The sequence below is a fragment of the Pseudomonas sp. Ps21-P2 genome (assembly GCF_039672565.1).
Classification (GTDB): domain Bacteria; phylum Pseudomonadota; class Gammaproteobacteria; order Pseudomonadales; family Pseudomonadaceae; genus Aquipseudomonas.
Genome location: NZ_JBDFPL010000007.1, coordinates 348,827 through 373,568 on the forward strand (window position 1 = coordinate 348,827; position 24,742 = coordinate 373,568).

At 61.0% G+C, this 24,742-nt stretch carries 20 protein-coding genes; 15 read left to right on the forward strand and 5 right to left on the reverse strand.

The window, feature by feature from the left end; genetic code table 11:
• Window positions 1-10: 10 nt before the first annotated feature.
• From ABEH28_RS19485 to ABEH28_RS19540, 12 genes are all read left to right on the forward strand, one after another.
• The gene (locus ABEH28_RS19485; protein WP_192171834.1) at window positions 11-1,183 is read left to right on the forward strand and encodes a PilZ domain-containing protein; all 1,173 of its coding nucleotides are present in this window, start codon (window positions 11-13) and stop codon (window positions 1,181-1,183) included.
• A gap of 2 nt (window positions 1,184-1,185) precedes the next feature.
• The gene (gene algK, locus ABEH28_RS19490) at window positions 1,186-2,598 is read left to right on the forward strand and encodes an alginate biosynthesis TPR repeat lipoprotein AlgK (protein ID WP_133772048.1); all 1,413 of its coding nucleotides are present in this window, start codon (window positions 1,186-1,188) and stop codon (window positions 2,596-2,598) included.
• Complete coding sequence (locus ABEH28_RS19495; protein ID WP_192171835.1) at window positions 2,595-4,100, forward strand: alginate export family protein; 1,506 nt, start codon at window positions 2,595-2,597, stop codon at window positions 4,098-4,100. Before algK ends, ABEH28_RS19495 begins: the two co-directional genes overlap by 4 nt.
• A 27-nt stretch (window positions 4,101-4,127) precedes the next feature.
• On the forward strand, window positions 4,128-5,762 hold the full coding sequence (gene algG / locus ABEH28_RS19500; RefSeq protein ID WP_282369541.1) for a mannuronan 5-epimerase AlgG: 1,635 nt from the start codon (window positions 4,128-4,130) through the stop codon (window positions 5,760-5,762).
• Between the two features lie 13 nt (window positions 5,763-5,775).
• A complete protein-coding gene (locus tag ABEH28_RS19505) occupies window positions 5,776-7,215 on the forward strand; it encodes an alginate O-acetyltransferase (RefSeq protein ID WP_282369539.1) in 1,440 nt (479 codons plus the stop codon).
• 7 nt (window positions 7,216-7,222) lie between these two features.
• Window positions 7,223-8,359, forward strand: a complete 1,137-nt coding sequence (locus ABEH28_RS19510; RefSeq protein ID WP_192171838.1) for a mannuronate-specific alginate lyase — start codon at window positions 7,223-7,225, stop codon at window positions 8,357-8,359.
• A 234-nt stretch (window positions 8,360-8,593) separates the two neighbouring features.
• The gene (locus ABEH28_RS19515) at window positions 8,594-10,156 is read left to right on the forward strand and encodes an MBOAT family protein (protein WP_346630852.1); all 1,563 of its coding nucleotides are present in this window, start codon (window positions 8,594-8,596) and stop codon (window positions 10,154-10,156) included.
• A gap of 10 nt (window positions 10,157-10,166) precedes the next feature.
• Window positions 10,167-11,342, forward strand: coding sequence for an alginate O-acetyltransferase (locus ABEH28_RS19520; RefSeq protein WP_282373683.1), 1,176 nt, complete (start codon window positions 10,167-10,169; stop codon window positions 11,340-11,342).
• Between the two features lie 33 nt (window positions 11,343-11,375).
• Entirely contained in the window at window positions 11,376-12,032 is a 657-nt protein-coding gene (locus ABEH28_RS19525; protein ID WP_205487279.1) for an alginate O-acetyltransferase AlgF, read from the forward strand.
• Between the two features lie 203 nt (window positions 12,033-12,235).
• Window positions 12,236-13,690, forward strand: coding sequence for a mannose-1-phosphate guanylyltransferase/mannose-6-phosphate isomerase (locus ABEH28_RS19530; protein WP_192171841.1), 1,455 nt, complete (start codon window positions 12,236-12,238; stop codon window positions 13,688-13,690).
• Window positions 13,691-13,875: 185 nt separating this feature from the next.
• Entirely contained in the window at window positions 13,876-14,340 is a 465-nt protein-coding gene (locus tag ABEH28_RS19535) for a multidrug transporter (RefSeq protein WP_282373218.1), read from the forward strand.
• A 33-nt stretch (window positions 14,341-14,373) separates the two neighbouring features.
• On the forward strand, window positions 14,374-15,198 hold the full coding sequence (locus ABEH28_RS19540; RefSeq protein WP_346630853.1) for an SDR family oxidoreductase: 825 nt from the start codon (window positions 14,374-14,376) through the stop codon (window positions 15,196-15,198).
• A 278-nt stretch (window positions 15,199-15,476) separates the two neighbouring features.
• Here ABEH28_RS19540 and ABEH28_RS19545 read toward each other — a convergent pair whose 3' ends face one another.
• The 4 genes from ABEH28_RS19545 to ABEH28_RS19560 are packed head-to-tail and all read right to left on the reverse strand — an operon-like array spanning window position 15,477 to window position 20,287.
• Window positions 15,477-16,349, reverse strand: coding sequence for an HlyD family secretion protein (locus ABEH28_RS19545; protein WP_346630854.1), 873 nt, complete (start codon window positions 16,347-16,349; stop codon window positions 15,477-15,479).
• Window positions 16,350-16,364: 15 nt separating this feature from the next.
• On the reverse strand, window positions 16,365-16,565 hold the full coding sequence (locus ABEH28_RS19550) for a DUF1656 domain-containing protein (protein WP_065991906.1): 201 nt from the start codon (window positions 16,563-16,565) through the stop codon (window positions 16,365-16,367).
• Complete coding sequence (locus ABEH28_RS19555) at window positions 16,555-18,753, reverse strand: FUSC family protein (RefSeq protein ID WP_346630855.1); 2,199 nt, start codon at window positions 18,751-18,753, stop codon at window positions 16,555-16,557. Before ABEH28_RS19555 ends, ABEH28_RS19550 begins: the two co-directional genes overlap by 11 nt.
• Window positions 18,754-18,775: 22 nt before the next feature.
• Window positions 18,776-20,287: an efflux transporter outer membrane subunit gene (locus tag ABEH28_RS19560; RefSeq protein ID WP_346630856.1), complete on the reverse strand. Its 1,512-nt coding sequence runs from the start codon at window positions 20,285-20,287 to the stop codon at window positions 18,776-18,778.
• 181 nt (window positions 20,288-20,468) lie between these two features.
• On the opposite strand from ABEH28_RS19560, the gene ABEH28_RS19565 reads away from it, so the two are divergent.
• The gene (locus ABEH28_RS19565; protein ID WP_133772022.1) at window positions 20,469-21,416 is read left to right on the forward strand and encodes a LysR family transcriptional regulator; all 948 of its coding nucleotides are present in this window, start codon (window positions 20,469-20,471) and stop codon (window positions 21,414-21,416) included.
• Between the two features lie 98 nt (window positions 21,417-21,514).
• Window positions 21,515-22,489 (forward strand): D-glycerate dehydrogenase, encoded by a 975-nt coding sequence (locus ABEH28_RS19570; protein ID WP_346630857.1) that lies wholly within the window; start codon window positions 21,515-21,517, stop codon window positions 22,487-22,489.
• Between the two features lie 198 nt (window positions 22,490-22,687).
• Here ABEH28_RS19570 and ABEH28_RS19575 read toward each other — a convergent pair whose 3' ends face one another.
• Window positions 22,688-23,587 carry a DMT family transporter gene (locus tag ABEH28_RS19575; RefSeq protein ID WP_346630858.1) on the reverse strand — a complete coding sequence of 300 codons (900 nt, stop codon included), beginning with the start codon at window positions 23,585-23,587 and terminating at the stop codon, window positions 22,688-22,690.
• Window positions 23,588-23,720: 133 nt separating this feature from the next.
• Between ABEH28_RS19575 and ABEH28_RS19580 the strand changes: the two genes are divergently transcribed.
• On the forward strand, window positions 23,721-24,593 hold the full coding sequence (locus ABEH28_RS19580; protein WP_346630859.1) for an AraC family transcriptional regulator: 873 nt from the start codon (window positions 23,721-23,723) through the stop codon (window positions 24,591-24,593).
• The last annotated feature ends 149 nt before the right edge of the window (window positions 24,594-24,742 follow it).

Sequence of the window (24,742 nt, forward strand, 5' to 3'; positions counted from 1 at the left end):
AATTACCACCATGAATACAGCCGTGAATGCCAATGTCGTACATGAATCCGAAGCCCAGCGTCAGCACGCACGGGTCAAGATCCCGGCCAAACTGCGACTGCTCAATGGTCAGCCGAACGCCCCGCTGGTGCGTGTCGAGGACCTTTCCGCAGGCGGTCTGAGCTTTGTAGCGCCTGCCAACCTGCGTCCAGCCGTCGGTGAGGTCATCAAGGGTCGTCTGCAGTTCCTGATCGACAACCTCGGTCTGGCCATGGACGTCGACCTGCAGGTGCGCACCATCGATTCGAGCACCGGCCGGGTCGGCTGCCAGTTCCAGAATCTGGAATCGCAGGACATCTCGACCTTGCGTCACCTGATCACTTCGCATCTGTCGGGCGATCTCATCAGCATGGGCGAAGTGCTGGCGACCCTGCAGCGCGATAACTTCACCAAGGCACGCAAATCCAAGGACGGCGGCAGCGGCCTGAGCGCGTTCGGTCGTCTGCGTGCCGTGACCTTCAGCATCGGCATCTTCGCGGTCGGTGTGATTGCGTTCGGCTTCGTCGCCAAATCGGTCTACGGCATGTACTTTGTCAGCCACTCCACGTCGGGCCTGGTCAGCGTGCCGAGCCTGGATGTCACCATGCCACGTGAAGGCACTGTGACCAGCCTGGTCGCCCCTAACGGCAACGTCGCCAAAGGCGCTCCGCTGGCGACCTTCAACACCAGCATGCTGGACATGTTGAAAGGCAACCTGGACCCGGACGAAATGCAGCCGGCCAAGATCGAAGAACTGTTCGGTCGTCAATTGGCCGGTACCATGACCAGCCCTTGCGATTGCGTCGTGGCCAAGCAACTGGTCGCCGACGGTCAATACGCCAGCAAAGGTCAAGTGATCTTCCAGATGGTCCCGCGCAACGTCGCCGCCAATGTCGATGCTCGCTTCACCTATCGTCAGTTCGCCGACGTACAACCGGGCGCTCGCGTGACCTTCCAGGTCGCTGGCGAAGACGGCGACCACAGCGGCAAGATCGTCAGCGCCACGGCTCTGAGCCCTGCAGACCTGTCTTCCGACATCCGCGTTCAGATCCAGCCTGACGAAGCCATCAACAGCAATCTGGCAGGTCGCCCGGTTGAAGTGGTGAGCACTCGTGGCCCGTCGCTGAACTGGTTGATCGATAAAGCCACGGCGGCAGGTTTCTAAACATGGCTAGCCCACTACGAAGCTTGTCAGCCCCTACATTGTTGAGCCTGGCGATCGCTATCGGTTTGGGCGGCTGTGCCGGCCTGCCCGATCAGCGCCTGGCCAACGAAGCCCTGAAACGCGGCGACACCGCGCTGGCGGAGCAAAACTATCGGCAACTGGCGGACCTGGGCTATAGCGATGCACAGGTCGGCCTCGCGGATATCCAGGTGGGTACCCGCGACCCGGAGCTGATCAAGCAGGCCGAGGCAACGTATCGCGCTGCAGCCGCCACTTCGCCTCGGGCGCAATCGCGCCTGGGCAAGTTGCTGGCGGTCAAGCCGAACTCCACCGAAGCCGAGCAACGTGAAGCCGAAGGTCTGCTGAAGAAGGCCTTCGCCAATGGCGAAGCCGGCACGCTGATTCCGCTGGCGATGCTCTATCTGCAATACCCGCACACGTTCCCGAACGTGAACGCGCAGCAGAAGATCAACGAATGGCGCGCTGGCGGTTACCCGGAAGCGGGTCTGGCCCAGGTGCTGCTGTATCGCACACAGGGCACCTACGACCAGCATCTGGCTGAAGTCGAAAGCATCTGCAAGCAAGCCCTGCGCACCACCGACGTTTGCTACACCGAGCTGGCGACGGTCTACCAGAAGCGTGGCGAAGCCGACAAACAGGCTGCGCTGATCGAGCAGATGCAAAGCGGCTACGCCATGGGCAGCGTGCCTGCCATGCGTGTCGACAGCGTCGCTCGCGTGCTGGCGGATTCGACAATCGGCAAGCCGGACGAAAAGACCGCGCAATCGCTGCTGGAGAAAGTCGCCCCCGGTTACCCCGCTTCGTGGGTCAGCCTGGCGCAGTTGCTGTACGACTTCCCCGAACTGGGCGACGTCAACAAGATGATGGAATACCTGGACAACGGCCGTGCTGCGGATCAACCGCGCGCCGAACTGTTGTTGGGCAAGCTGTATTACGAAGGCAAGCTGGTCTTGCCGGATGCGAAGAAAGCCGAAGAGCACCTGACCAAGGCCGCTGCGACGCAAATCTCCGCGCATTACTACCTGGGTCAGCTGTATCGCCGGGGTTATCTGGGCCATCCAGACCCGCAGAAAGCTGTCGACCAGTTGCTGACCTCCGCACGCGGTGGCCAGAACAGTGCCGACTTCGCCCTCGCGCAGTTGTTCTCGCAAGGCAAAGGTATCAAGCCTGATCCGGTCAACGCATGGGTCTTCGGTCAGCTCGCACTGGCTCAGGGCACGCCGCAAGCGACGGATCTTGCGCAACAACTGAACGAACAATTGCCGCCTGAGAAGCGCGCCCAGGCGCAGAGCCTTCTCCAGCGAGAACAGCAGGTCCGCGGCACAACCGCGCAAAACGCGTTGGCCTTGCAGACACTGCAAGAAGAAAAAGACGGCGGGGACGCACCTCTATGAAGCTTAAGTTGAACCCTCTGATGGCGGCCGGATTCGGTCTGGGCTTCTCCCTGATCTGGGCCACGCCGACACTGGCAGCCCTGACCGACACTCAGAATTTCGGCATCGAAGTCAAAGCGACCGGCCAGATGGAAGACGACCGTGACCTCGGCACCCGCAGCGGTGGCGACGTCAACGGTGTCGGTCTGGATCTGCGTCCGTGGGCCTATGGCGAGTGGGGCAACTGGAGCGGTTACGCGATGGGCCAGGTAGTCACCGCTACCGACACCATTCAGACCGACCCGCTGGATCAGCAGGTCACTGACGCAAACGGCCAGAGCGCCCAGCGTTCGCGCAGCACGTCGAACAGCCGCAAAGTGGATGACAGCTACGCTGCCCTGCGCGAATTCTGGATCGGCTACAGCGGTTTCACGCCTTACCCTGGCGAGATCCTGAAAGTCGGTCGTCAGCGTCTGCGCAATGACGACGGTCAGTGGCACGACACCAACATCGAAGCGGTGAACTGGACCTTCGACACCACCCTGCTCAAGGCAGAAGTGGGCGCCGCCCAGCGTTTCAGCGAATACCGCACAGACCTGACCGAGCTGTCGGCACAGGACAAGGATCGCTCGCACCTGTATGGCGACGTGGAATACCAATGGACGCCAGGCCAATGGGCAGGCGTTCGTGCGCACCACAGTCATGACGGCGGCAGCCTGAAACAACAGGGCTCAGCCATCGACGACCTGGACAAGACTTCGCGTGGCGACCTGACCTGGCTGGGTCTGCAGGCCAACAGCGACGCGTACAACTACCGCAACCTGAACACCGTCAACTATTGGGGCAGCCTGACCTGGCTGACCGGCGATCGTGACCGCATCGGCACCACCTACAACGCGGCCGAAGATCAGTACGTAGCCGGTGAGAAGAACAGCGAAAACGTCAACGGCTGGGCCACCGACCTGGGCCTGCGTTTCCGACTGGACCCGATGTGGCAAGTGGGCGGCGCCTACTCCCGCGCCAGCAAGAACTACGAGCAGAACGGTCTGGAAAGCAACCGCTCGAACTGGACCGGTACCCGCTCGCGCGTGCATCGCTTCGGTGAAGCGTTCCAGGGCGAAATGGCCAACGTAGAGTCGGGCTCGCTGTTCGCGTCCTGGCAGATGCAGGACGAGTACGACGCCTCGCTGATCTACCACAAGTTCCGTCGCGTCGACGGCCATTCGGGCATCGGCGGCGCGGGCATCAACCCTGCTCAGGAAAATGTCGATGACGATGGCGTCAGCACATTTGCCTCGCTGCCCCTCGAAGACGGCCGCAAGGACCTGGGCCAGGAAATGGACCTCGTCGTCACCAAGTACTTCAAGCAAGGCCTGCTGCCTGCTGCGGTAAGCCAGTCGTTCGACGAACCGTCGGCGCTGATTCGTCTGCGTGCAGGCGTGTTCAAACCGGGCGATGCGTACCACAGCGGTGTAGACGATTACATGCACCGCGCCATCGTCGACGTCATCTGGCGCTTCTGATGCAAGCCGCGATAGGAGTGCAATGAGATGAACAGTCAAGCAAGCAGATTGCGTCACCGGGCATGGCCCTATGCCCTGCTGGAAAGCGCTGTGCTGAGCAGCGCCTTGCTGCTCGCCAGCACTGCGGCCATGGCCAACAGCCCGCTGCCGGTTCCCGCCCCTGCGGCGCATCCGGCGGATGGCAAGGATGTGCTGGTCAAAGGCCTGCATCAGGCCAAGACCTACTCCATCAGCAGTCCGCCCATTGAGCCGCTGTTGATGGACAAACCAAAACTGCCTGACCTCTCGGGTTACACCCAGCAGGCCATGCAGAAGAAGATCGTGCGCAGCAAGCCGGGCAAGGTTGCGATCAAACGCATGATGCAGGAAGACTCGCTGAAAGAATTCATCGGCGGTGACAACAAGATGGCCGAATGGGTGGCCCGTCAGCACGGCATCCCCCAGGCGATCTTCATCGAAGATGGCTACATGACCCTGCAGGAGCTGGCGAAGAAGGTGCCTAAACAGTACCTGAGCGAAACCTCGCCGGGCGTTTTTCTGGCGCGTCTGCCGATCGTTGTCGGCAAGAACGGCATCTTTGAAGTCGACAAGAAAACCACCGAGCTGCGCCTGTCTCAGGATGCCGGTGCGTTTCTGGTCAACGACAACCTGCTGTTCATGTCCGACACCAAGCTGACCGGCTGGAGCGAGAAGTCCAACGGCCCGTCGACGTTCAAGGCGCCGAAGGAATTCCGCCCGTTCCTGCTGTCCTGGGGTGGCACCCAGACCTACATGTTCAACACCAAAGTGGCGAGCCTGGGTTACAACAACAGCAAGTCGTACGGCGTCAGTATTTCCCAGTACACACCGAACATGAAGGCGCAGATGAACCGCGCCGAGCCAACCGGCTGGATCGTCAATTCTGACTTCTCGGACATGTGGTACGGCTTCTACTGCTATGAAACCCGCGACTTCGTGGTCAAGGGCAGCACCTACCACGACAACATCATCTACGGCATCGACCCCCATGACCGTTCCCACGGTCTGATCATTGCCGAGAACACGGTGTACGGGACCAAGAAAAAGCACGGGATCATCGTCTCCCGTGAGGTGAACGACAGCTTCATCATCAACAACAAGAGCTACGACAACCACCTGTCCGGCATCGTCCTTGACCGTAACAGCGTGAACAACCTGGTGGCGTACAACGAGATCTACCGCAACCACACCGACGGCATCACCTTGTATGAGAGTGCCGACAACCTGCTGTGGGGCAATCGTGTGTTCGCCAACAAGCGTCACGGTATCCGGGTTCGCAACAGCACCAACATCAAGCTGTACGAAAACCTGGCCATCGGTAACGGTTTGATGGGCGTCTACGGCCACATCAAGGACCTGTCGGACACTGACCGCGACATCAAGCTCGACCCGTTCGATGCCGAAGTCTCGCTGATCATGGTCGGCGGCGAACTGACCTCCAACGGTTCAGGCCCGCTGTCCATCGACTCGCCTCTGAGCGTCGAGCTGTACAAAGTCTCGATGCTCGCACCGACCAAAGCCAGCGGGATCAGCTTCAACGGTGTATTGGGCGACCGTCAGGACGAAATCCTCGATCTGCTGGTGCGCCAACAGAAAGCCGTGTTGATCGACCCGGTCGAAAGCCAGAAACAACTCCGGGACTGAGGAAGATATTTCTATGCACGCACATTTGATCAAACTGCTCAGCCTCTCGGGCCTGACCGCTGCACTGTTCGCCGCCAGCAATAGCGCGTATGCAGCGGACACTACAGCCCCGACCTTCACGGCCGAGCCTTGCTGCAGTCTGTGCCCTGAAGCGCACGACGAAAAAAACTACGTCAGCCGCTACCAGCAGAACTTCACCACGCTGGTTCAGGCCCAGGGCGACTGGTTGTTCCGGACCCGCGAAGATCTGCGCACCGAATTCGACACCACGCCTGAAGGCTATCGCCGCATGCAAATGCTGCACGACGCCTTCAAGAGCAAGGGTGTAGAGCTGGTCGTCGTGTATCAGCCAACCCGCGGGCTGGTGGATCGCAACAAGCTGTTCCCGGCCGAGCGCGACAAGTTCGACTACAACACCGCGCTGCGTAACTACCAGGCCATGCTCGGTCGTTTCGCGAAGATGGGCTACACCGTGCCGGACCTGTCGCCGTTGACCAACGAGCAACAGGCCCATGATTTCTACTTCCGCGGTGACCAGCACTGGACGCCGTATGGCGCTCAGCGCACAGCAAAAATCGTCGCTGATTCCGTGAAGAAAATGCAGGCCTTCGCCGGTGTTCCGCGCCGTGAGTTCGAGACCCACCTGTCAGGTCGCATGGGCAAGAAGGGCACTCTTCACAACATGGCCGGTCAATTGTGCGGCACGAGTTACGCCATCCAGTACATGGACCAGTTCGAGACGGAACCCAAAGGCGAAGCAGCCGACGGCGACCTGTTTGGTGACTCCGGCAATCCGGAGATCACGCTGGTCGGTACCAGTCACAGCGGCAAGAACTACAACTTTGCCGGCTTTTTGCAGGAATACATTGGTGCTGATGTGCTGAACGTCGCCTTCCCGGGCGGCGGCCTTGAAGGTTCGATGCTGCAGTACCTGGGCAGCGAAGACTTCCAGAAACACCCACCGAAGATTCTCATCTGGGAATTCTCGCCGCTTTACCGCCTGGATCAGGAGACCATCTATCGCCAGATGATGTCGCTGCTGGACAACGGCTGTGAAGGCAAACCGGCAATCATGAGCACCAGCACCACCCTCAAACCAGGGATCAACGAGTTGCTGGTCAACGGCAAAAACGGCATCAAGGATGTGCGCAACGGCAGTAATCAGATCGACATCAAGTTCGCCGACAACTCAGTGAAAACCCTTCAGGCGCGCCTCTGGTACATGAACGGCCGCCACGAAGACTTGAAGATCGAGAAACCTGAAACGTCTGAAACCGACGGGCGCTTCTCCTTCGAACTGCGCGATGACAAAGACTGGGCTGACCAGCAATTGCTCGCACTGGAAGTGCAGGGTCCGGAAGCGGGCGCTGCGCCACAGCAGGTCGAAGCGAAAGTATGCAAACGCAACGTGTTCCCGAATGTCGCGCATCAAACCGCGCAAGCCGGGTTATGAGGCTCTTATGCACACTCCAAAACTGATGCTCCCTACCCTTCTGTCGCTGGCAATGATGTCCTCGGCACTGTTCGCCACCGGTGCCAGCGCTGCATCGACACTCGTGCCGCCGCAGGGTTACTACGAAGGTGTCGAGAAATTCAAGACGGGCCAGGGCAAGTTCAGCTGTGACTCCATTCCGCAGCCCTACACCGGCCCGCTGCAGTTTCGCAGCAAATACGAAGGTTCGGATAAAGCCCGCGCGACGCTGAATATGGTCTCCGATCAGGCTTTTCGTGATGCGACCAAAGACATCACCACCATGGAGCGCGCCACCAGCAAGGTGGTGATGCAGTACATGCGTGACGGTCGCCCGGAACAGCTCGATTGCGCGCTGAACATGCTGACCACTTGGGCCAAGGCCGATGCGCTGGAGTCCACCGACTTCAACCACACCGGCAAGTCGATGCGCAAATGGGCATTGGGCAGCATGTCGTCAGCCTATCTGCGCCTGAAGTTCTCCGAGTCGCATCCTCTGGCCACCCGCCAGCAGGAATCGCAGGTGATTGAGGCCTGGTTCAGCAAACTGGCGGATCACGTCGTCAGCGACTGGAACAATCTGCCGCTCGACAAGACTAACAACCACTCCTACTGGGCAGCCTGGGCCGTGATGTCCACGGCAGTCGCGACCAATCGCCAAGACCTGTTTGACTGGGCAGTGAAGGAATTCAAGATCGGCGCCAATCAGGTTGACCCGCAAGGTTTCCTGCCGAACGAGCTCAAGCGCAAACAGCGTGCGCTGGCGTACCACAACTACGCACTTCCGCCTCTGGCCATGATCGCGAGTTTCGCCCAGGCCAACGGTGTCGATTTGCGTCAGGAAAACAACGGTGCGCTCAAGCGTCTGGGTGATCGCGTGCTGGCTGGCGTGAAGAACTCCGGCAGCGAATTCGCCGCCCGCGATGGCGAAAAGCAGGACATGACGGACCTGAAGACCGACATGAAATTCGCCTGGCTAGAACCGTACTGCTCGCTGTATGACTGCGGCCCGGACGTGCTTGAACAGAAACACAAGATGCAGCCGTTCAAGAACTTCCGCCTCGGCGGCGACCTGACCCGCACTTATGACCCGACGCATGAAAAGGGTGACAAGGGCGGTTCGTAAGAGCAAAGGCTCCAGCAGTGTTCGCCGTGGTGTGATCCACAGCGAACCCACTGTAGGAGTGAGCTTGCTCGCGATAGCGATGTATCAGTCAGAGCGGCATCAACCGGACTGACGTATCGCGAGCAAGCTCACTCCTGCGGGGAGTCGGCGGATGCATGTTTCACCCCTCCATTTTTTCGTGGGGGGTTTGGGGGGGCTTCGGCCTTTGAAGTTGGACAAATGGAGAGATAAAGGATGGTTTTCTCATCCAACGTGTTCCTGTTCCTGTTCTTGCCGGTGTTTCTCGGCTTGTACTACCTGAGCGGGCAACGCTATCGCAACCTGCTGCTGCTGGTCGCCAGCTACGTGTTTTACGCGTGGTGGCGAGTGGACTTTCTGGCGCTGTTCGCAGGTGTGACGCTGTGGAACTACTGGATCGGCCTGCGCGTAGGCGCCGCCGGGGTAAGAACCAAACCGGCTCAGCGTTGGCTGCTGCTCGGCGTGGTGGTCGACCTGGGCATCCTTGGCTATTTCAAGTACGCCAACTTCGGCGTGGACAGCATCAACGCGATGATGACGTCGATCGGCCTTGAGCCCTTCATCCTGACCCACGTGTTGCTGCCGATCGGTATCTCGTTCTACATCTTCGAGTCCATCAGCTACATCATTGACGTCTACCGTGGCGACACACCGGCGACGCGAAATCTCATCGACTTTGCAGCGTTCGTGGCGATCTTCCCGCACCTGATCGCAGGGCCGGTTCTGCGTTTCCGCGACCTGGTCGATCAGTTCAACAACCGCACGCACACCCTCGACAAGTTCTCCGAGGGCTGCACGCGGTTCATGCAGGGTTTCATCAAGAAGGTATTCATTGCCGACACGCTGGCAGTGGTCGCCGATCATTGCTTCGCCCTGCAGAACCCGACCACGGGTGACGCATGGCTCGGGGCGCTGGCGTATACCGCGCAGCTGTACTTCGACTTCTCAGGTTACAGCGACATGGCCATCGGCTTGGGCCTGATGATGGGTTTCCGCTTCATGGAAAACTTCAAACAGCCCTACATCAGCCAGTCGATCACCGAGTTCTGGCGCCGCTGGCACATCAGCCTGTCGACCTGGCTGCGTGACTATCTGTACATCACGCTGGGCGGCAACCGTGGCGGCAAGGTCGCGACCTACCGCAACCTGTTTCTGACCATGCTGCTGGGTGGTCTGTGGCACGGCGCCAACATCACATACATCGTCTGGGGTGCCTGGCACGGTGTGTGGCTGGCGATCGAAAAAGCCATCGGCCTGAACACCGCACCGCGCACGTTCAACGTGGTTCGCTGGGCGTTCACCTTCCTGCTGGTGGTCATGGGCTGGGTCATCTTCCGCTCGGAAAACCTGCACGTTGCCGCTCGTATGTATGGCGCCATGTTCAGCTTCAGCGATCTCGGCCTGTCGGAACTCAACCGCGCCAGCCTCACCGGCCTGCAAGTAGCGACCCTGGTTGTGGCGTACATCACCCTCGCCTTCTTCGGCCTGCGTGATTTCTACCGCAACCGTGCACCGGGCAAGCCGACCGACAAGCCCGTGCAGGCCGATGGCCCTGCCGCTGCCGAGCCCGGCCTGATCAAGGCCGTGCCGGGCGACAAGCCGGGCAGCATCCATCAATCGGGTTACATCGTCGGCACCGAAGCGCAGGTTCAGCCTGCCTACTGGACCGTCGACTGGTCGCGCTATGTCATGCGCGCCCTGATCCTGCTGATGTTCGTTGCATCGATCCTGAAACTCTCGGCGGCCAGTTTCTCGCCGTTCCTTTACTTCCAGTTCTGAGGAGCCTGACATGACCCGTTCATTACGTTTCCTCTACATCTTCCTGTTCCTGGCGATTCTGCTGGTGCTGGGCCTGTGGTCGCTGCGCAGCTTCATCGGTTTCTCGACGTCGAAGGAGACCACCGTGCTCAATGGTCACTGGACCAAAGCGGTGGAAACCCACTACGACGAAGAATTCCCGATCAAGCGTCTGGGCACCAACCTCTGGGCAGCGCTGGACTACAAGGTGTTCAACGAAGGTCGTCCGGGCGTGATCCTGGGCAAGGACCAGTGGCTGTACACCGACGAAGAATTCGACGCCGTTGCCAACGGCGAGCAGAACGAAGCAGACAACCTGGCGATCATTCAGGGCGTGCGTGACACCCTGAAAAAGCAAGGCACGCAGCTGGTGCTGGCGATCATTCCGGCGAAGACGCGTCTGTACCCGGAGCACGTCGGTGACAACAAACCGGCCACGCTGCACACCGATCTGTATCAGCAGTTCCACGCTCAGGTTAATCAGGCCGGCATCCTCGCCCCTGATCTGCTCACGCCGCTGCAAAGCGCCAAAGAGAAGGGCCAGGTGTTCCTGCGCACCGACACTCACTGGACGCCGATGGGCGCGGAAATCGTTGCCCAGCAGTTGGGTGACGTGATCAGCAAGCAGCTGCCGCTGAACGTTGAACCGCAGAACTTCGTCACTGAAGCCAAGACGACCGAACCCTACAAGGGCGATCTGACCAACTTCCTGCCGCTGGATCCGCTGTTCAGCAACCTGCTGCCCAAGCCGGACGACCTGCAACAGCGCAGCACCAACCCGGCTGAAGCTGGCGCCGAAAGTGATGACGCCCTGTTCGCTGACAATTCGGTTGCGGTCGGCCTGGTTGGCACCAGCTACAGCGCCAACCCCAACTGGAACTTCGCCGGTGCGCTCAAACAGGCCCTGCACGCAGACGTCGTGAATTACGCCGAAGACGGCCATGGCCCGATCCTGCCGATGCTCAAGTACCTGCAGACCGACGCCTTCAAAAGCAGCCCCCCGCAGGTGCTGATCTGGGAATTCCCGGAACGCTACCTGCCCGCTCACAACGACCTGACCGAGTTCGACCCACAGTGGATCGCTGAACTCAAAAAGGCCCGTGACCCCCAACAGAATCTGGCGGACAACGCCAATAACTCCAAGTCGCCCACCCGGGCGCAAAACTGAGAGGACTCTTTGACTATGACTTCGCAGAACCCAATGCCAGTTCGTTCGAGCAAAACCAACCTGCTGAAAACCTGCGTGCTGGCCGCGAGCCTGGGCTTCGTATCCCTTTCCGCATTCGCCGGTGGCGACGCCGCGCTGTACGGCCCGACCGCACCAAAAGGCTCGACCTTCGTGCGTGTTTACAACGCCAGCAGCAGCGAAATCTCCGCCAGCGTCGGCAACACCAGCCTCAACGAAATCGGCCCATTGGCCAGCAGTGACTTCGGCTTCATGCCTCAGGGCGACTACACCGCCAAAGTCGGCAGCCAGTCCCTGCCGGTGAAACTGGCCAGCGACCACTACTACACCATCGTCAACAACACTTCGGGTGCGCCGCAGCTGGTTGAAGAGCCTCCGTTCAAGAACAAGCAGAAGTCCCTGGTTCGCGTACAGAACCTGAGTGACAAGTCACTGACCCTGAAAACCGCTGACGGCAAGACCGACGTGGTCAAGGCTGTGTCTGCCAAGGGCACCGGCGAGCGTGAAATCAACCCGGTCAAAGTCAGCTTCGCGCTGTTCGACGGCGACAAGAAAGTGGCCGACCTGAAGCCGGTTGCACTGGAGCGCGGTGAAGCCGCCGTTCTCTACGTCACCGGCAGCGGCAGCAGCCTGTCGCCAGTCTGGGTCAAGCGCCCGACGGGCACTCAGTAAGCGTTGAATCTGGCCGAGAGGCCGCCGGCAGCGCGCGTGATCAACCGCGCGCTGCCACGGATTTACGGGATTAAGCGTTCGGCGTCAGGCACTGCGGAGCAAGCAGACAGCCAAGAGGACGCCGGGCGATGCAAGACAAAAACCAGAAAGACCGAAAAGACCTACAGCCCATTCGAACGATTTTTGCTTAACGGAGAAACAAAATGATTCCAGTGATCTTGTCAGGTGGTAGCGGTTCCCGACTCTGGCCTCTTTCGCGTAAACAGTTTCCTAAACAGTTCCTGGCGCTGACCGGCGAACACACTCTGTTCCAACAGACCGTCGAGCGCCTGCAGTTCGACGGCATGCAGCACCCTGTCGTGGTGTGCAACAAGGATCACCGCTTCATCGTCACCGAGCAGCTCAATGCACTGGGTCTGGAAACTCAGGCCGTGATCATGGAACCGTTTGGTCGCAACACTGCGCCTGCCGTTGCCATCACCGCGATGATGCTGGCCAACGAAGGTCGTGACGAGTTGATGCTGGTGCTGCCAGCCGACCACGTGATCGACGATCAGAAAGCCCTGCAACGTGCGCTGGCCCTGGCCACCGTTGCTGCAGAGCGTGGCGAAATGGTGCTGTTCGGTATCCCGGCGACCAAGCCTGAAACCGGCTACGGCTACATCAAGTCCACCGCCGACGCCCTGCTGCCGGAAGGCGTCAGCCGCGTGCAGCACTTCGTTGAGAAGCCTGATGAACAACGCGCCCAGGAATTCGTCCAGGCCGGCGGTTACTACTGGAACAGCGGCATGTTCCTGTTCCGCGCCAGCCGTTACCTGGAAGAGCTGAAAAAGCACGATCCGGATATCTACGACAACTGCCTGCTGACCCTCGAGCGCAGCAAGCAGGACGGCGACAGTATCTCTCTGGACGAGGCGAGCTTCGCCTGCTGCCCTGACAACTCCATCGATTACGCCGTCATGGAAAAAACCCAGCGCGCCTGCGTGGTTCCACTCGATGCGGGATGGAGCGATGTCGGCTGCTGGTCTTCCCTGTGGGACGTGAGCGCCAAAGATGAAAACGGCAACGTTGCCAAAGGCGATGTCGTTATTCAGGACAGCCGCAACTGCATGATTCAGGGCAACGGCAAACTGGTGACCGTGATCGGCTTGGACAACGTCGTTGTCGTCGAAACCAAAGACGCCATGATGATCGTCCACAAAGACAAGGTTCAGGGCGTCAAGCAACTGGTCAACACGCTGAACGAGCAAGGCCGCAGCGAAACCCAGAACCACCTCGAAGTCTATCGCCCATGGGGCTCGTACGACTCCGTGGACATGGGCGGCCGTTTCCAGGTCAAGCGCATTTCCGTCAAGCCGGGCGCCAGCCTGTCGCTGCAGATGCATCACCACCGCGCTGAACACTGGATCGTTGTATCGGGTACCGCTCAGGTCACCTGCGACGACAACGTGTTCCTGCTGACCGAGAACCAGTCGACCTACATCCCGATCGCCTCGGTTCACCGCCTGCGCAACCCGGGCAAAATCCCGTTGGAAATCATCGAAGTCCAATCGGGCAGCTACCTGGGCGAAGACGACATCGAGCGTTTCGAAGACGTCTACGGCCGCTCCACCCCGGGCATCGAAGCCGGCGTGAAGACCCAGACCATCGCGCGTTAATACCGCTTCACCGAGTAGTACTAGCCCCCGTCAATCCTCTGCGTATTCCCCATCCGCAGAGGGTTTTCGGGGGCTTTTTTGTGGGCTTTCATACCTGTGCGACCTTGAATCAGACGAACCACCATTAGCCCAATCCCCTCCCCTTTCGGTACGATGCCCGCATCTGCAATCGCGAGATCGACACGATGATTTTCGGCGCCGTACTCCTGTTCACCTGGCTGGTCCTGCTCCTCCGCTATCCCTCCAAAGCCCTGCCTGTTTCTCTGGCGGCGGCAGTCGGGCTGGGTGTGGTGGCGGCGTTTGTGGTCTGGGAGGACAGCCGCGATGAGCAGCGCCTTGAGCGCCTGCAAATGCGCGTGAACTATGCGCCGCAACAGTGCCCGACGGGCCGCCCGTTGCTGGTGCTGATCGATAACGGCAATAAGGTCTCGCTTACCGAACTGCGCTGGAAGATCGCGGCCTACGCGCCGGGCGATACCGTGAACCTGGCCGAAGACACCTACACCGCACCGCGCTACCGGGGACCGGGCGATTTGTTGCCCGGCAGTCAGTGGCAAGATTGCTTGCCGATGCCGCCGCTGCGTCCGGGTTATCGGCCGCAGACCCTGGAGTTTCGCGCCGAACGCCTGCAAGGCACGTTCTCCGGCTGAGCGCCGCCCTTCTCTTTTTTCAAGGACTGAACCATGTCTGTGGTGTTGATCACCGGTTGTTCCAGCGGCATCGGCCGCGCCATGGCGGATGCCTTCAAAGCGGCAGGCCATGAGGTCTGGACGACGGCACGCAAGCCGGCCGATGTGGAAGCACTGACCGCTGCAGGTTTTCGTGCCGTGGCCTTGGACGTCAATGACAGCGCAGCGATTGATCTGCTGGTCTGCGAGCTTGATCAACACGGCAAAGGGCTCGATGTGCTAGTCAACAACGCAGGCTACGGTGGCATTGGCCCGCTACTGGATGGTGGTGTCGAGGCCATGCGCAGACAGTTCGAAACCAATGTATTTTCCATGGTTGGCGTGACGCGCGCGCTGTTTCCAATGCTGCGTCGCAACAAGGGGTTGGTGGTGAACATCGGCAGCGTTTCGGGCGTGCTGGTGACGCCGTTCGCGGGGGCATATTGCGCTTCAAAGGCCGCTGTCCATGCCATGACCGACGCTTTACGCATGGAGCTGGCGCCTTTCGGCATCCGGGTGATGGAAGTCCAGCCAGGCGCCATCGACACTCATTTCGCGCAAAACGCCAGCCACGAGGCCGAGCAAGTGATTCACCAGGATTCGCCGTGGTGGCCGTGGCGTGAAGGCATCCGCGCGAGGGCCAATGCGTCCCAGGGCAATCCGACACCCGCCGCCGATTTTGCCCGCGACGTGCTCAACGCCGTGCAACGCAGCCATCCACCGCGTCTGCTGCGATCCGGCAACGGTAGCCGCGCGCTACCACTTATGGAACGGCTGCTGCCCAAGGCACTGCTCGAATGGATTCTAAGCAAGCGCTTCAAGCTGGATAAACAGGGCTGACCTCCAGCGTCGGCCCTTGCAGATACGCACTGACCAGTAGTGGTTGATGCAAAACTTGTGGGAGCGAGCTTGCTCGCGAAAGGGCCAGTACATCCGCAGCATTTTTAGCTGCCGGGCTGAAGTCTTCGCGAGCAAGCTCGCTCCCACAAGTCCTGCGTCCACTCGAAGCTGTGAGCGAGTAAGAGATGCCGAGTCCACTCCGATCCTTTGTGTGCAACCGGGGTGGCGCTCCACCTTGCTCGCGAAGGCTTACTTCCAGTATCCATGGATCGCAGGCGTTACTGCACCAATCCTTCCTGCTCAGGATTCACAATCACCGTGCAGGTGATCCCCGCCGCCAGCACCACCCCTTCCGGCACGTGATCCAGGTGAATGCGCACGGGCACGCGCTGGGCCAGTCGTACCCAGTTGAACGTCGGGTTGACGTCGGCGATCAGCTCGCGGCTCTCCGGATTGTCACGATCGTAGATGGCGCGGGCGATGCTCTCGACGTGGCCCTTCATGACTTCACCGCTCATCAACTGCATGTCCGCCGGATCGCCGATCCTGACGTGGGGCAGCTTGGTCTCTTCGAAGAAGCCGTACACCCAGAACGAATTCCTGTCGACCACGGCCATCTTCGCTTCGCCGATGCGCGCGTAGTCGCCGCGATGCACGTTGAGGTTGGTGACGTAGCCGTCCACCGCCGCCAGCACTTTGGTGCGTTGCAGGTTCAACTGCGCGGCTTCGAGCTGCGCAACCGCCAACTGGTAATCCGCCTGGGCAGAGGTGGCGACGTTGCTGGCGTCTTCGCGGCTTTCGGCGGAGATCACCAGGGCGTCCATGTCCTTGCGCCGATTGGCGTTGACCTTGCGCATCTCCCACGTCGCCTTGCGTGACGCCACCATGGCCTCGGCCTGCTTCACCGCCAGCTGATAGTGCTCAGGGTCGATCTGCATCAGCAGGTCACCTTTTTTCACCGGCTGGTTGTCCTTCACCGGCACATCGATCACCACGCCGCTGACATCGGCGGCGACGTTGATCACGTCGGCGCGCACCCGGCCGTCGCGGGTCCACGGCGTGTCCATGTAATGAATCCACAGCAGCCGGCCGATCCAGATGGCCAGGGCCAGAATCAACAAAGTCGCGATCAGACTGAAGAGCTTTTTCATCTCAACCAACGTGCCTCAACGGTAAACAGTGAGCGCCATGGCGCCGAAAATGCAGCTGAACAGGCTCAGACGCAGCAGCGCCGGATGCCAGAAAAAACGGTACAGGTCGAGCCCGGACATGAAGCGGTCCAGCGCCCAGGAAAGCACCATCGCGACCAGAAACATGACGGTCACGGTCGGCATGTACACGCCGTGGAAGGCGAGTTCACGAGGCATTGAGTTGTCCTTGGGGCGAGGCCACAGACGCCTGCTCTGACGCAGCGCCCGCGAGCGGCGATTGCGGGTCCAGCAGGCAGGTGCGGATGAAGTGCAGGTAGCTTTTCACCCGGCGCAATGCCGAGGTGTCGAAGTGTGGCGCGAAGGGCTCGTCGGTATTCTGCACGCAGACGATGGCGTGATCGACGGCCGACAGGCTGCGCGCCAGGTTGTGGCGATCAGGCTGGATGAACAGGCGAATCAGCGAGCGGCCCATGGCACGAATCGCCTGCCGCCAGGGTTGCGATTCGGCGTAACTCGGGTGCACCGGCAGAATGTCCTGCTCGCGGCGCAACTCGATGATCGCGTGGCCGATTTCCAGCACCACGAACATCCAGCGCAGCAAATTGCGTTGCACTTCCGGTTTGCCGGCGGCCAGGCCATAGGCCTGATGCATCAGGTCACGGGTGCGGCTTTCGAAGCTGGAACGGATTCCGCGCAGCGGCGCGCTGATGGCGAAACTGACTTGCTGACGCAGATTGCCTTCCAGCCGCTGCCACAGCCAGCGACTGTTCGGCGGCAGAATGATCGCCCCCGCCGCCGCGCACAGCAGCATGCCGAGGACCATGGCGATGTAGTCGTTGATGAACGCGTACGGGTTGTAGACCGTAAGGTTGTCCGGCGCCGAACCGATGCTGAAGAAAATCAGCAGCCCCAGCCCATATCCCACCCACTGCGGCCGTGTGGTCAGGAACGTGCCGAGCACGAACACCGGCGCCAGCACCATGCACAACAGGGGGAAACCGTCGATGCGCGGCAGCACGAAAAAGGTGATGAAAAACCCCAGCACCGCCCCCAAAAAGGTCCCGCACGCCATCTGAAACGACATGCGCCTCGGGTTCGGCGTCGTCGCGGAAAGCGCCACCGTGGCGGCGGACACCAGGGTCATCGACGCACCGCTCGGCCATGCCGTCGCCACCCAATACACCGACATGACCGCGAGAATAAAGGTCGCGCGCACGCCGGAGGCCAGCGAAGACAGCCAACTGGTGGTGGAGACGAAGGGCTCGACCCACTTCTCCCGCGCATGGTTGTGATCGGCCAGAGACGCATGGGTCTGGGCGTAGTCGTGCATGTCATCGACGAAGCGATACAGCAATTCGTAAGCGGTATGGAAATCCAGCAGGTCATCGTCGCCGGGCTCGGTCTTGACGAACTCGGCGCGCAGGCTGCGCACGTGCTCGGGCAAGTCGGCCTTGTACACGCTCAAGCGATTGGCGAGCAGCGCGGCGTCGGCGTTGGTCAGCGCGCGACCGGCGAAAGGCTCCAGCAATCCAGTCAGCGCAGTCAGGCCGGGCTCGATGGCCTGAACGGCCGGTGTCACACCGCGTCGACGCAAGCGTTCCAGCAATTGGTGCAGGGCGTTGAAGCGCGTGGTGATGGTCATGAATTCACTGTTCAGGCGATTCAATCGACCGTTGCGGCGGCGCATGTGCGGGTCTTCGAACACCGTGACCGCGCGCAGGCCTTCGAGTCCCACGGCATCGGCGATGAAGCGCACGTTGCTGGCCTCGAAGGACGCCGGATCGCTCTCGCCGCGCAGGCCGGTGATGACGAACTGGGCGAAGGTGCCAAAGCGCTGATACAAGGTGTTGCGCATCGCCGCGCCGGCGCTTTGCGGCAGGATCGCCGCGCTGACCAGCGTCGAACAAACGATGCCGAGCGAGATTTCCAGCACCCGCCACATGGCGGCCATGAATGAGGTGTCCGGGTGCGCGAGCGCGGGCAGCCCGGTCATTGCGGCGGTGTAGCCGGCCAGCACAAAACCGTAGGCGCGGAAGTTGCGATAGCGCGCGGCCCCGGCGCAGCAGAAACCGACCCAGATCGCCAGACTGCCAAGGAACAGCTCGCTGTTTTGCGCGAACAACGCCATCAGAGTGACCATAACCACGGAGCCGGCGACGGTGCCGAGCAAGCGATAGAAACTCTTGGCGAACACCTGACCGCTCTGGGGCTGCATGACGATAAACACGGTGATCATGGCCGTGCGCGGCTGCGGTAGTTCCAGGCGCATGGCGATCCAGTACGTGAGGAACGCCGCGGTCAGTACTTTGCCGATGTAGATCCACGTCACGCCATCACTGCGCGCCCAATCGTTCAGGCCGCGACGCCATTCGAGGGATTTGAGCCAGTTAAAAGCGGCGCTCATCGCCAGGCCCTGCCGGAGCGCATCATTTATCGAACACCGCCAGCGACACCGGCGTTTTCGGCACAGCGGTCCTTTCCGGCGCAGGCGAATCATTGCCCGCCATCAACCCTCCCCCCAGCGCCACCACCAATTCTGCGTGCACCGTCAGGCGTTCGGCCTGGACGTGTTGCTGCACCTGCTGCTGATGAAACAACAGCGTCTGCGCGTTGAGCACATTGAGGTAATCGGTCAGGCCGCGTTTATAGGCGACCATCGCGATGTCGTAGGTTTTCTGCGCGGCGGCTACCGATTGATCGGCGAACTGTTGCTGCTTTTCCATCGACTCGCGGCGAATCAATTGATCGGAAATGCTCTTCAGCGCCATCACCAGGGTCTGGTTGTACTGCGCGACGGCTTCGTCATAACCCGCTGACGCCACACCCAGCTCCGAACGCAAACGCCCGCCGTCGAAGATCGGCAAGGTGATCGCCGGCCCCACGCTGTAATTGAATTTCTTGCCGGCGAGGAATTCCAGCATGCCGCCGCCAGTGGCCATGTAACCCAGGCTGCCCATCAGATCGACGTTCGGGTAAAACCCGGCATGGGCCACATCAATGCCCCGCGCCTGCGCCGCCACCCGCCAGCGACTGGCGACCACGTCCGGACGCTGCCCCAGCAATTCGGCCGGCAACGCCGACGGCAGTTTCAACGCGGCATTCAGCGACAGCGTCGGGCGCTGAAGACGTGCGCCCTCGCCTGGGCCTTTGCCCGCCAGCGCGGCGATCTGATTGCGGCTCAGGGCAATTGCCTCGTCCAGCGCGTCAATCTGACGATGGGTTTCGGGTAGCGGGGCTTCGGCCTGGCTGACTTCAAAATGGGTGCCGATGCCGCCTTTCAGACGGCGCTGGGCCAGATCAACGATCTGCTGCTGTTGCGCGAGTGTGGCTTGGGCAATGTCACGCTGGGCGTAGTTGAGGGACAACTGGATGTACGCGCGGACGATGTTGTCCTGCAATTCCAGCTGCGCCTGACGCTCCTGGGCCGCGCTCATGTGCGCCATGTCCAGCGCCTGTTCGGAGTGATTGCTTTCCTGGCCCCACAGATCAAGGGAATAACTCAGGCCCAGCGACGCGTTGTTGTCCCACGTGCTGGTGTTCGACAGCTCACCCGGACCGTAGAACTGATCCGTCGGCCAGTTGTGGCGTTTCAGCGTACTGTCGCCGGAGATGTGCAGGGATTCCGCCGATTCCGCGATGCCCGCCATGGCCTTGGCCTGACGCACCCGCGCGGCAGCAATCGCCAGGCTGGGGCTGCCGAGCGCGGCCAGTTCGATCCAGCGATTGAGTTGTTCGTCGCCATAGGCGCGCCACCACTGACCGGCCGGCCAGTGGGCGTCTGTGTCGGCCGCCTTGATGGCGTCGTCGGTGGCCAGCGCGTCGGGGGACAACGCTGTGCCTTGTGGGGCGATTCCGCCAGTTCCGATGCAGCCGCTGATGAGTAACGTTAAAGCCCACACACTGAGGGGCTTGAGCCCTCTGACGAGACGACGCGGCACTGCTGCAATTACCTGAATGGAGGGGGAATCGATGATGCGGCGATTCTAGGGGGCGTCCAGTCCGGCGATAAGCCGGGACTTCTGCGAATCTTTGTTACCGAACAGGAGATAATCCTTTGGTATGGCTGACATGGATCAGTTACTTCATGTCACAATTTGCTATCTCACCTGAGAACGGCCAATGGACACTCTGCAAAACATGCGCGCCTTCACTTGCGTGGCGCAGGCGGGCAGCTTCACCGCTGCTGCCGCTCAATTGGACACCACCACCGCAAACGTTTCGCGCGCTGTCTCCAACCTCGAAGCCCACCTGCAAACCCGACTCCTCAACCGCACCACGCGACGCATCGCCCTGACTGAAGCGGGCAAGCGTTACCTGCTGCGCTGCGAACAGATCCTCGGTTACGTGGAAGAAGCGGAAGCCGAAGCCAGCGACGCCCATGCGCGCCCGGCCGGGCAGTTGAAAGTCCACTCAATGACCGGCGTAGGCCAGCACTATGTCATCGACGCGATTGCCCGCTACCGGCGCAATCACCCGGACGTGTCGTTCGACCTGACCATGACCAACCGCGTCCCGGACCTGCTCGAAGAGGGGTACGACGTGTCCATCGTGCTCGCCAGCGAGCTGCCGGATTCGGGCTTTGTGTCCCAGCGACTGGGCATCACCTACAGCATCGTTTGCGCCTCGCCCGCCTACATCAAGGCGTTCGGCATGGCGCATCGACCGGCCGACTTGCTCAATCACGCCTGCCTGCGTCTGGTCAGCCCGGTGTTCCCGCTGGAAAAGTGGGCGTTCGACGGCCCGGAAGGTCAGGAAACCGTGACCATCGGCAACTCGCCGTTTCTGGTGAATTCGGCCGACGCCATGCAGGCAGCGATCAGCAGCGGCATGGGCATCGGGATTCTGCCGATCTACTCGGCGATCGAGGGTTTGCGTAATGGCTCGCTGGTGCGAGTACTGCCCCAGTACCGCTCCCACGAGCTGAACCTGTACGCGATCTACCCGTCGCGGCAGTACCTGGATGCGAAGATCAAAACCTGGGTCGAGTACCTGCGCGGGTCCCTGCCGGAAATCATGGCCGCCCATGAAGCGGACCTGCAGACCCATGTGTTGCCGGAGACGGTTTAGTCATCACGTGAGCGTTACGGCGGAACCCTGCCAATCCCTCGGCAAGAATGTTAGCGTGCTACGCATTGCCCTTCTGACCTGCCGAGAGAAGCTATCCGATGAAAAAGACCGTCCTTGCCTTCAGCCGCGTGTCCCCGGAAATGGCCGAGCGCCTGCAGCAAGACTTCAACGTGATCATCCCCGATCCGAAAAAGGGTGATCTGAACGCGCAGTTCAACGAAGCCCTGCCCCACAGCCACGGCATGATTGGCGCCGGTCGCAAGCTGGGGCGCGAGCAGTTGGAGAGCGCGAAGCAGCTGGAAGTGGTGTCGAGCATTTCGGTCGGTTACGACAACTACGACGTCGGCTACCTCACCGAACGCGGGATCATGCTGACCAATACCCCCGACGTGCTGACGGAAAGCACAGCCGATCTGGGCTTCTCGTTAATCATGAGCAGCGCCCGCCGCGTCGCCGAACTGGACGCTTACACCAAGGCCGGCAACTGGAAGCGCAGCATCGAAGCACCGCACTTTGGCACTGATGTGTACGGCAAGACGCTGGGCATCGTGGGCATGGGCAACATCGGCGCAGCGGTCGCACGACGCGGTCGTCTGGGCTTCAACATGCCCGTCCTCTACAGCGGCAACAGCCGCAAGACCGCCATCGAGCAGGAACTGGGCGCGCAATTCCGTACGCTGGATCAGTTGCTGGCTGAGTCGGATTTCGTCTGTCTGGTGGTGCCACTCAGCGAAAAGACCACGCACCTGATCAGCACCCGTGAGCTATCGCTGATGAAGAAGAGCGCGATTCTGGTGAACATCGCCCGCGGTCCGATCGTCGACGAACGGGCGCTGATCAAGGCGCTGCAGGACGGCACCATTCGCGGCGCCGGTCTGGACGTGTACGAAAAAGAGCCGCTGTCTGAATCGCCGCTGTTTGCGCTGAGCAACGCGGTGACGCTGCCCCACATCGGTTCGGCGACGGACGAAACCCGCCAGGCCATGGCCGACCGCGCCTACGCCAACCTGCGCGCCGCGCTGCTGGGCGAGAAGCCGCAGGATCTGGTGAATGCGCAGGTGTGGAAGGGCTGAGCGTCACAGTTCTAGTGGGAGTGAGCCCTTGTGGGAGTGAGCTTGCTCACAAAGGGGCCGGGGCAGTCAGCCTCGTTGGCTCCGAGAAAGCCTTCGCGAGCAAGCTCGCTCCCACGTGAGGGTGGGCTCACTCGAGATATGATTGTTCCCACGGTCTTCGTGGGAATGCCGCTCCCGGCGCTCTGCGCCCGCTAGCCCTCACGCGAGCTTCGCGCCCACCGGCACAACCACCCTCGGCTTCCTGAACACCAGCACGTTGCCGGCCATCACCAGCACCAGCCCCATCAGCGCGGGGGCGGTCCATTGGTAGCCTTCGGCAAACGCCGACACATTCAACGCCACCACCGGGAACAGCACCGTGCAATACGCTGCGCGTTCCGGGCCCATGCGGCCGACCAGAGTGAGGTAAGCCGTAAAGCCAATCACCGAACCCGGGATTACCAGATACAGCAACGAGCCGATGTACCGCGCGTTCCACTCAAACGCGAACGGCGTGCCGCTCAGCACGCAATACACGCACAGCATCGTGGCGCCATACAGCATGCCGTAGGCATTGGTGGTCAGCGGGCGAAGTTCGGCCTTCTGTTGCAGGCTGGAAAGCATGTTCCCCGCCGAGAAACACAGCGTGCCGAGCAGGGTCAGCGCCAGGCCGATCAAGGTCTCGCGACTGGCGCTGTGCCCGGCCAGCTCCGGCCAGAACAGGCACGCCAGACCGATCAGCCCCAAAGTGCCGCCCATCAACACGTTGCGCGCGATTTTCTGCTTGAAGAAGATCCGCGCATTGAGCGCGTTCCACAGTGTCGCAGTGGAAAACACCACCGCCACCAGACCGGTCGGGATCCACTGGCTGGCGGTGTAGAAGCACATGAAGTTGACGCAGAACAGGCACAGCCCTTGCGCCAGACAAATGAGCTGCCCGCGCCGATTGACCTTCTGCAGTTTCCCGGTCGCCAACAACAGGGCGAAGATGATCAGCGCCGCGAGGCCGAAGCGATAGACGATCGACACCGGGATGGCGACTTCACCCAGTTGCAGTTTCAAGGCGATCCAGGTCGTGCCCCAGATCAAAACGGTCAGCAGATACAACGTGATGTTCATGTCAGGCTCTCCAGTGAAGCCTCAGTCTGGCGGCGCGGGTCTGCGCTCACTTGCAGAAACTTGCGCATTTGATCGTCGCCCCGCTGGCAGGCGGCTTGGCGCGGAGTAGGATGCGAGGCGTAGAGGAGTCCCCATGTCGTCACTCGAAACCATCCAGGTTTTTCAATCCCTGAACAGCTCGCCCCACGCGCAGCTGGAGAAATGCGCGCCCCTGGGCGACGGGGTGATGGCGGCGCTGTGGAACAACCGCCACGACGCGCAGAACTACCACGCGCCGACGCACCACACCCTGTCGTGCTACATCGACGGCGGCACCGGGACGTTCCGCCGCGATCAGCCAGACAAGAAAGGCGCCCCTGACAAGATCTGCACGCTGCCGGCCGGCCATCAGTCTTCGTGGGTGGTGAACGGGGAAATCCGGCTGGCGCATCTGTACATCAGCCCCGAGCAGTTCGCCCTCAATTGCGTCACGCTGCTGGATCGCGAGCCACGCCAGCTGGCGTTGCAGGAGCACACGTTTCTGGATGATCCGTTGCAGGCCGAGCGCTTTCATCGCCTGATCCGCATGGACTGGAGCGAGCCCGGCGAACGCATGCTCACCAGCAGTCTCGCCCATGAGCTGCTCGATCACATGGTCCTGCGCCAGGTGGGGCTGCGCGAAGGGTTGCGCTTGAAAGGCGGATTGGCGCCGCACCTGCGCCGTCAGCTAGTGGAGTTCATCGAGCTGAATCTGGCCGATCCCTTGAGCCTCGGCCAGTTGGCGGGCATGTGCGCGTTGTCGGAATACCACTTCGCGCGGATGTTCCGCGAAAGCTTCGGCCTGCCGCCCCATCAATACCTGCTCGCCCGACGCCTCAACCGCGCCCGGGAGCTGCTGCGCTCGACGCGCAAGCCATTTGGCGAGATCGCCCTGGAATGCGGCTTCGCCAGCGCCAGCCACTTCAGCAACCGGTTCAAACAGTCAGTCGGCGCAACGGCGAGTGAGTACCGGGCTGCGTTTCAGTAAATGCTCCTCAAGTCACCCACTCCAACTGACCCAACCTATATCAACTGTAGGAGTGAGCTTGCTCGCGAAGGGGCCAGTACATCCGCCGACCGCTTACTGGCCGGACCACAGCCTTCGCGAGCAAGCTCACTCCTACAGGGTTTGCGTAA

Coding starts and splice junctions, on each gene's coding strand:
- ABEH28_RS19485 (WP_192171834.1), top strand. CDS start 11: ATGAATACAGCCGTGAATGCCAATGTCGTACATGAATCCGAAGCCCAG.
- algK (WP_133772048.1), top strand. CDS start 1,186: ATGGCTAGCCCACTACGAAGCTTGTCAGCCCCTACATTGTTGAGCCTG.
- ABEH28_RS19495 (WP_192171835.1), top strand. CDS start 2,595: ATGAAGCTTAAGTTGAACCCTCTGATGGCGGCCGGATTCGGTCTGGGC.
- algG (WP_282369541.1), top strand. CDS start 4,128: ATGAACAGTCAAGCAAGCAGATTGCGTCACCGGGCATGGCCCTATGCC.
- ABEH28_RS19505 (WP_282369539.1), top strand. CDS start 5,776: ATGCACGCACATTTGATCAAACTGCTCAGCCTCTCGGGCCTGACCGCT.
- ABEH28_RS19510 (WP_192171838.1), top strand. CDS start 7,223: ATGCACACTCCAAAACTGATGCTCCCTACCCTTCTGTCGCTGGCAATG.
- ABEH28_RS19515 (WP_346630852.1), top strand. CDS start 8,594: ATGGTTTTCTCATCCAACGTGTTCCTGTTCCTGTTCTTGCCGGTGTTT.
- ABEH28_RS19520 (WP_282373683.1), top strand. CDS start 10,167: ATGACCCGTTCATTACGTTTCCTCTACATCTTCCTGTTCCTGGCGATT.
- ABEH28_RS19525 (WP_205487279.1), top strand. CDS start 11,376: ATGCCAGTTCGTTCGAGCAAAACCAACCTGCTGAAAACCTGCGTGCTG.
- ABEH28_RS19530 (WP_192171841.1), top strand. CDS start 12,236: ATGATTCCAGTGATCTTGTCAGGTGGTAGCGGTTCCCGACTCTGGCCT.
- ABEH28_RS19535 (WP_282373218.1), top strand. CDS start 13,876: ATGATTTTCGGCGCCGTACTCCTGTTCACCTGGCTGGTCCTGCTCCTC.
- ABEH28_RS19540 (WP_346630853.1), top strand. CDS start 14,374: ATGTCTGTGGTGTTGATCACCGGTTGTTCCAGCGGCATCGGCCGCGCC.
- ABEH28_RS19545 (WP_346630854.1), bottom strand. CDS start 16,349: ATGAAAAAGCTCTTCAGTCTGATCGCGACTTTGTTGATTCTGGCCCTG.
- ABEH28_RS19550 (WP_065991906.1), bottom strand. CDS start 16,565: ATGCCTCGTGAACTCGCCTTCCACGGCGTGTACATGCCGACCGTGACC.
- ABEH28_RS19555 (WP_346630855.1), bottom strand. CDS start 18,753: ATGAGCGCCGCTTTTAACTGGCTCAAATCCCTCGAATGGCGTCGCGGC.
- ABEH28_RS19565 (WP_133772022.1), top strand. CDS start 20,469: ATGGACACTCTGCAAAACATGCGCGCCTTCACTTGCGTGGCGCAGGCG.
- ABEH28_RS19570 (WP_346630857.1), top strand. CDS start 21,515: ATGAAAAAGACCGTCCTTGCCTTCAGCCGCGTGTCCCCGGAAATGGCC.
- ABEH28_RS19575 (WP_346630858.1), bottom strand. CDS start 23,587: ATGAACATCACGTTGTATCTGCTGACCGTTTTGATCTGGGGCACGACC.
- ABEH28_RS19580 (WP_346630859.1), top strand. CDS start 23,721: ATGTCGTCACTCGAAACCATCCAGGTTTTTCAATCCCTGAACAGCTCG.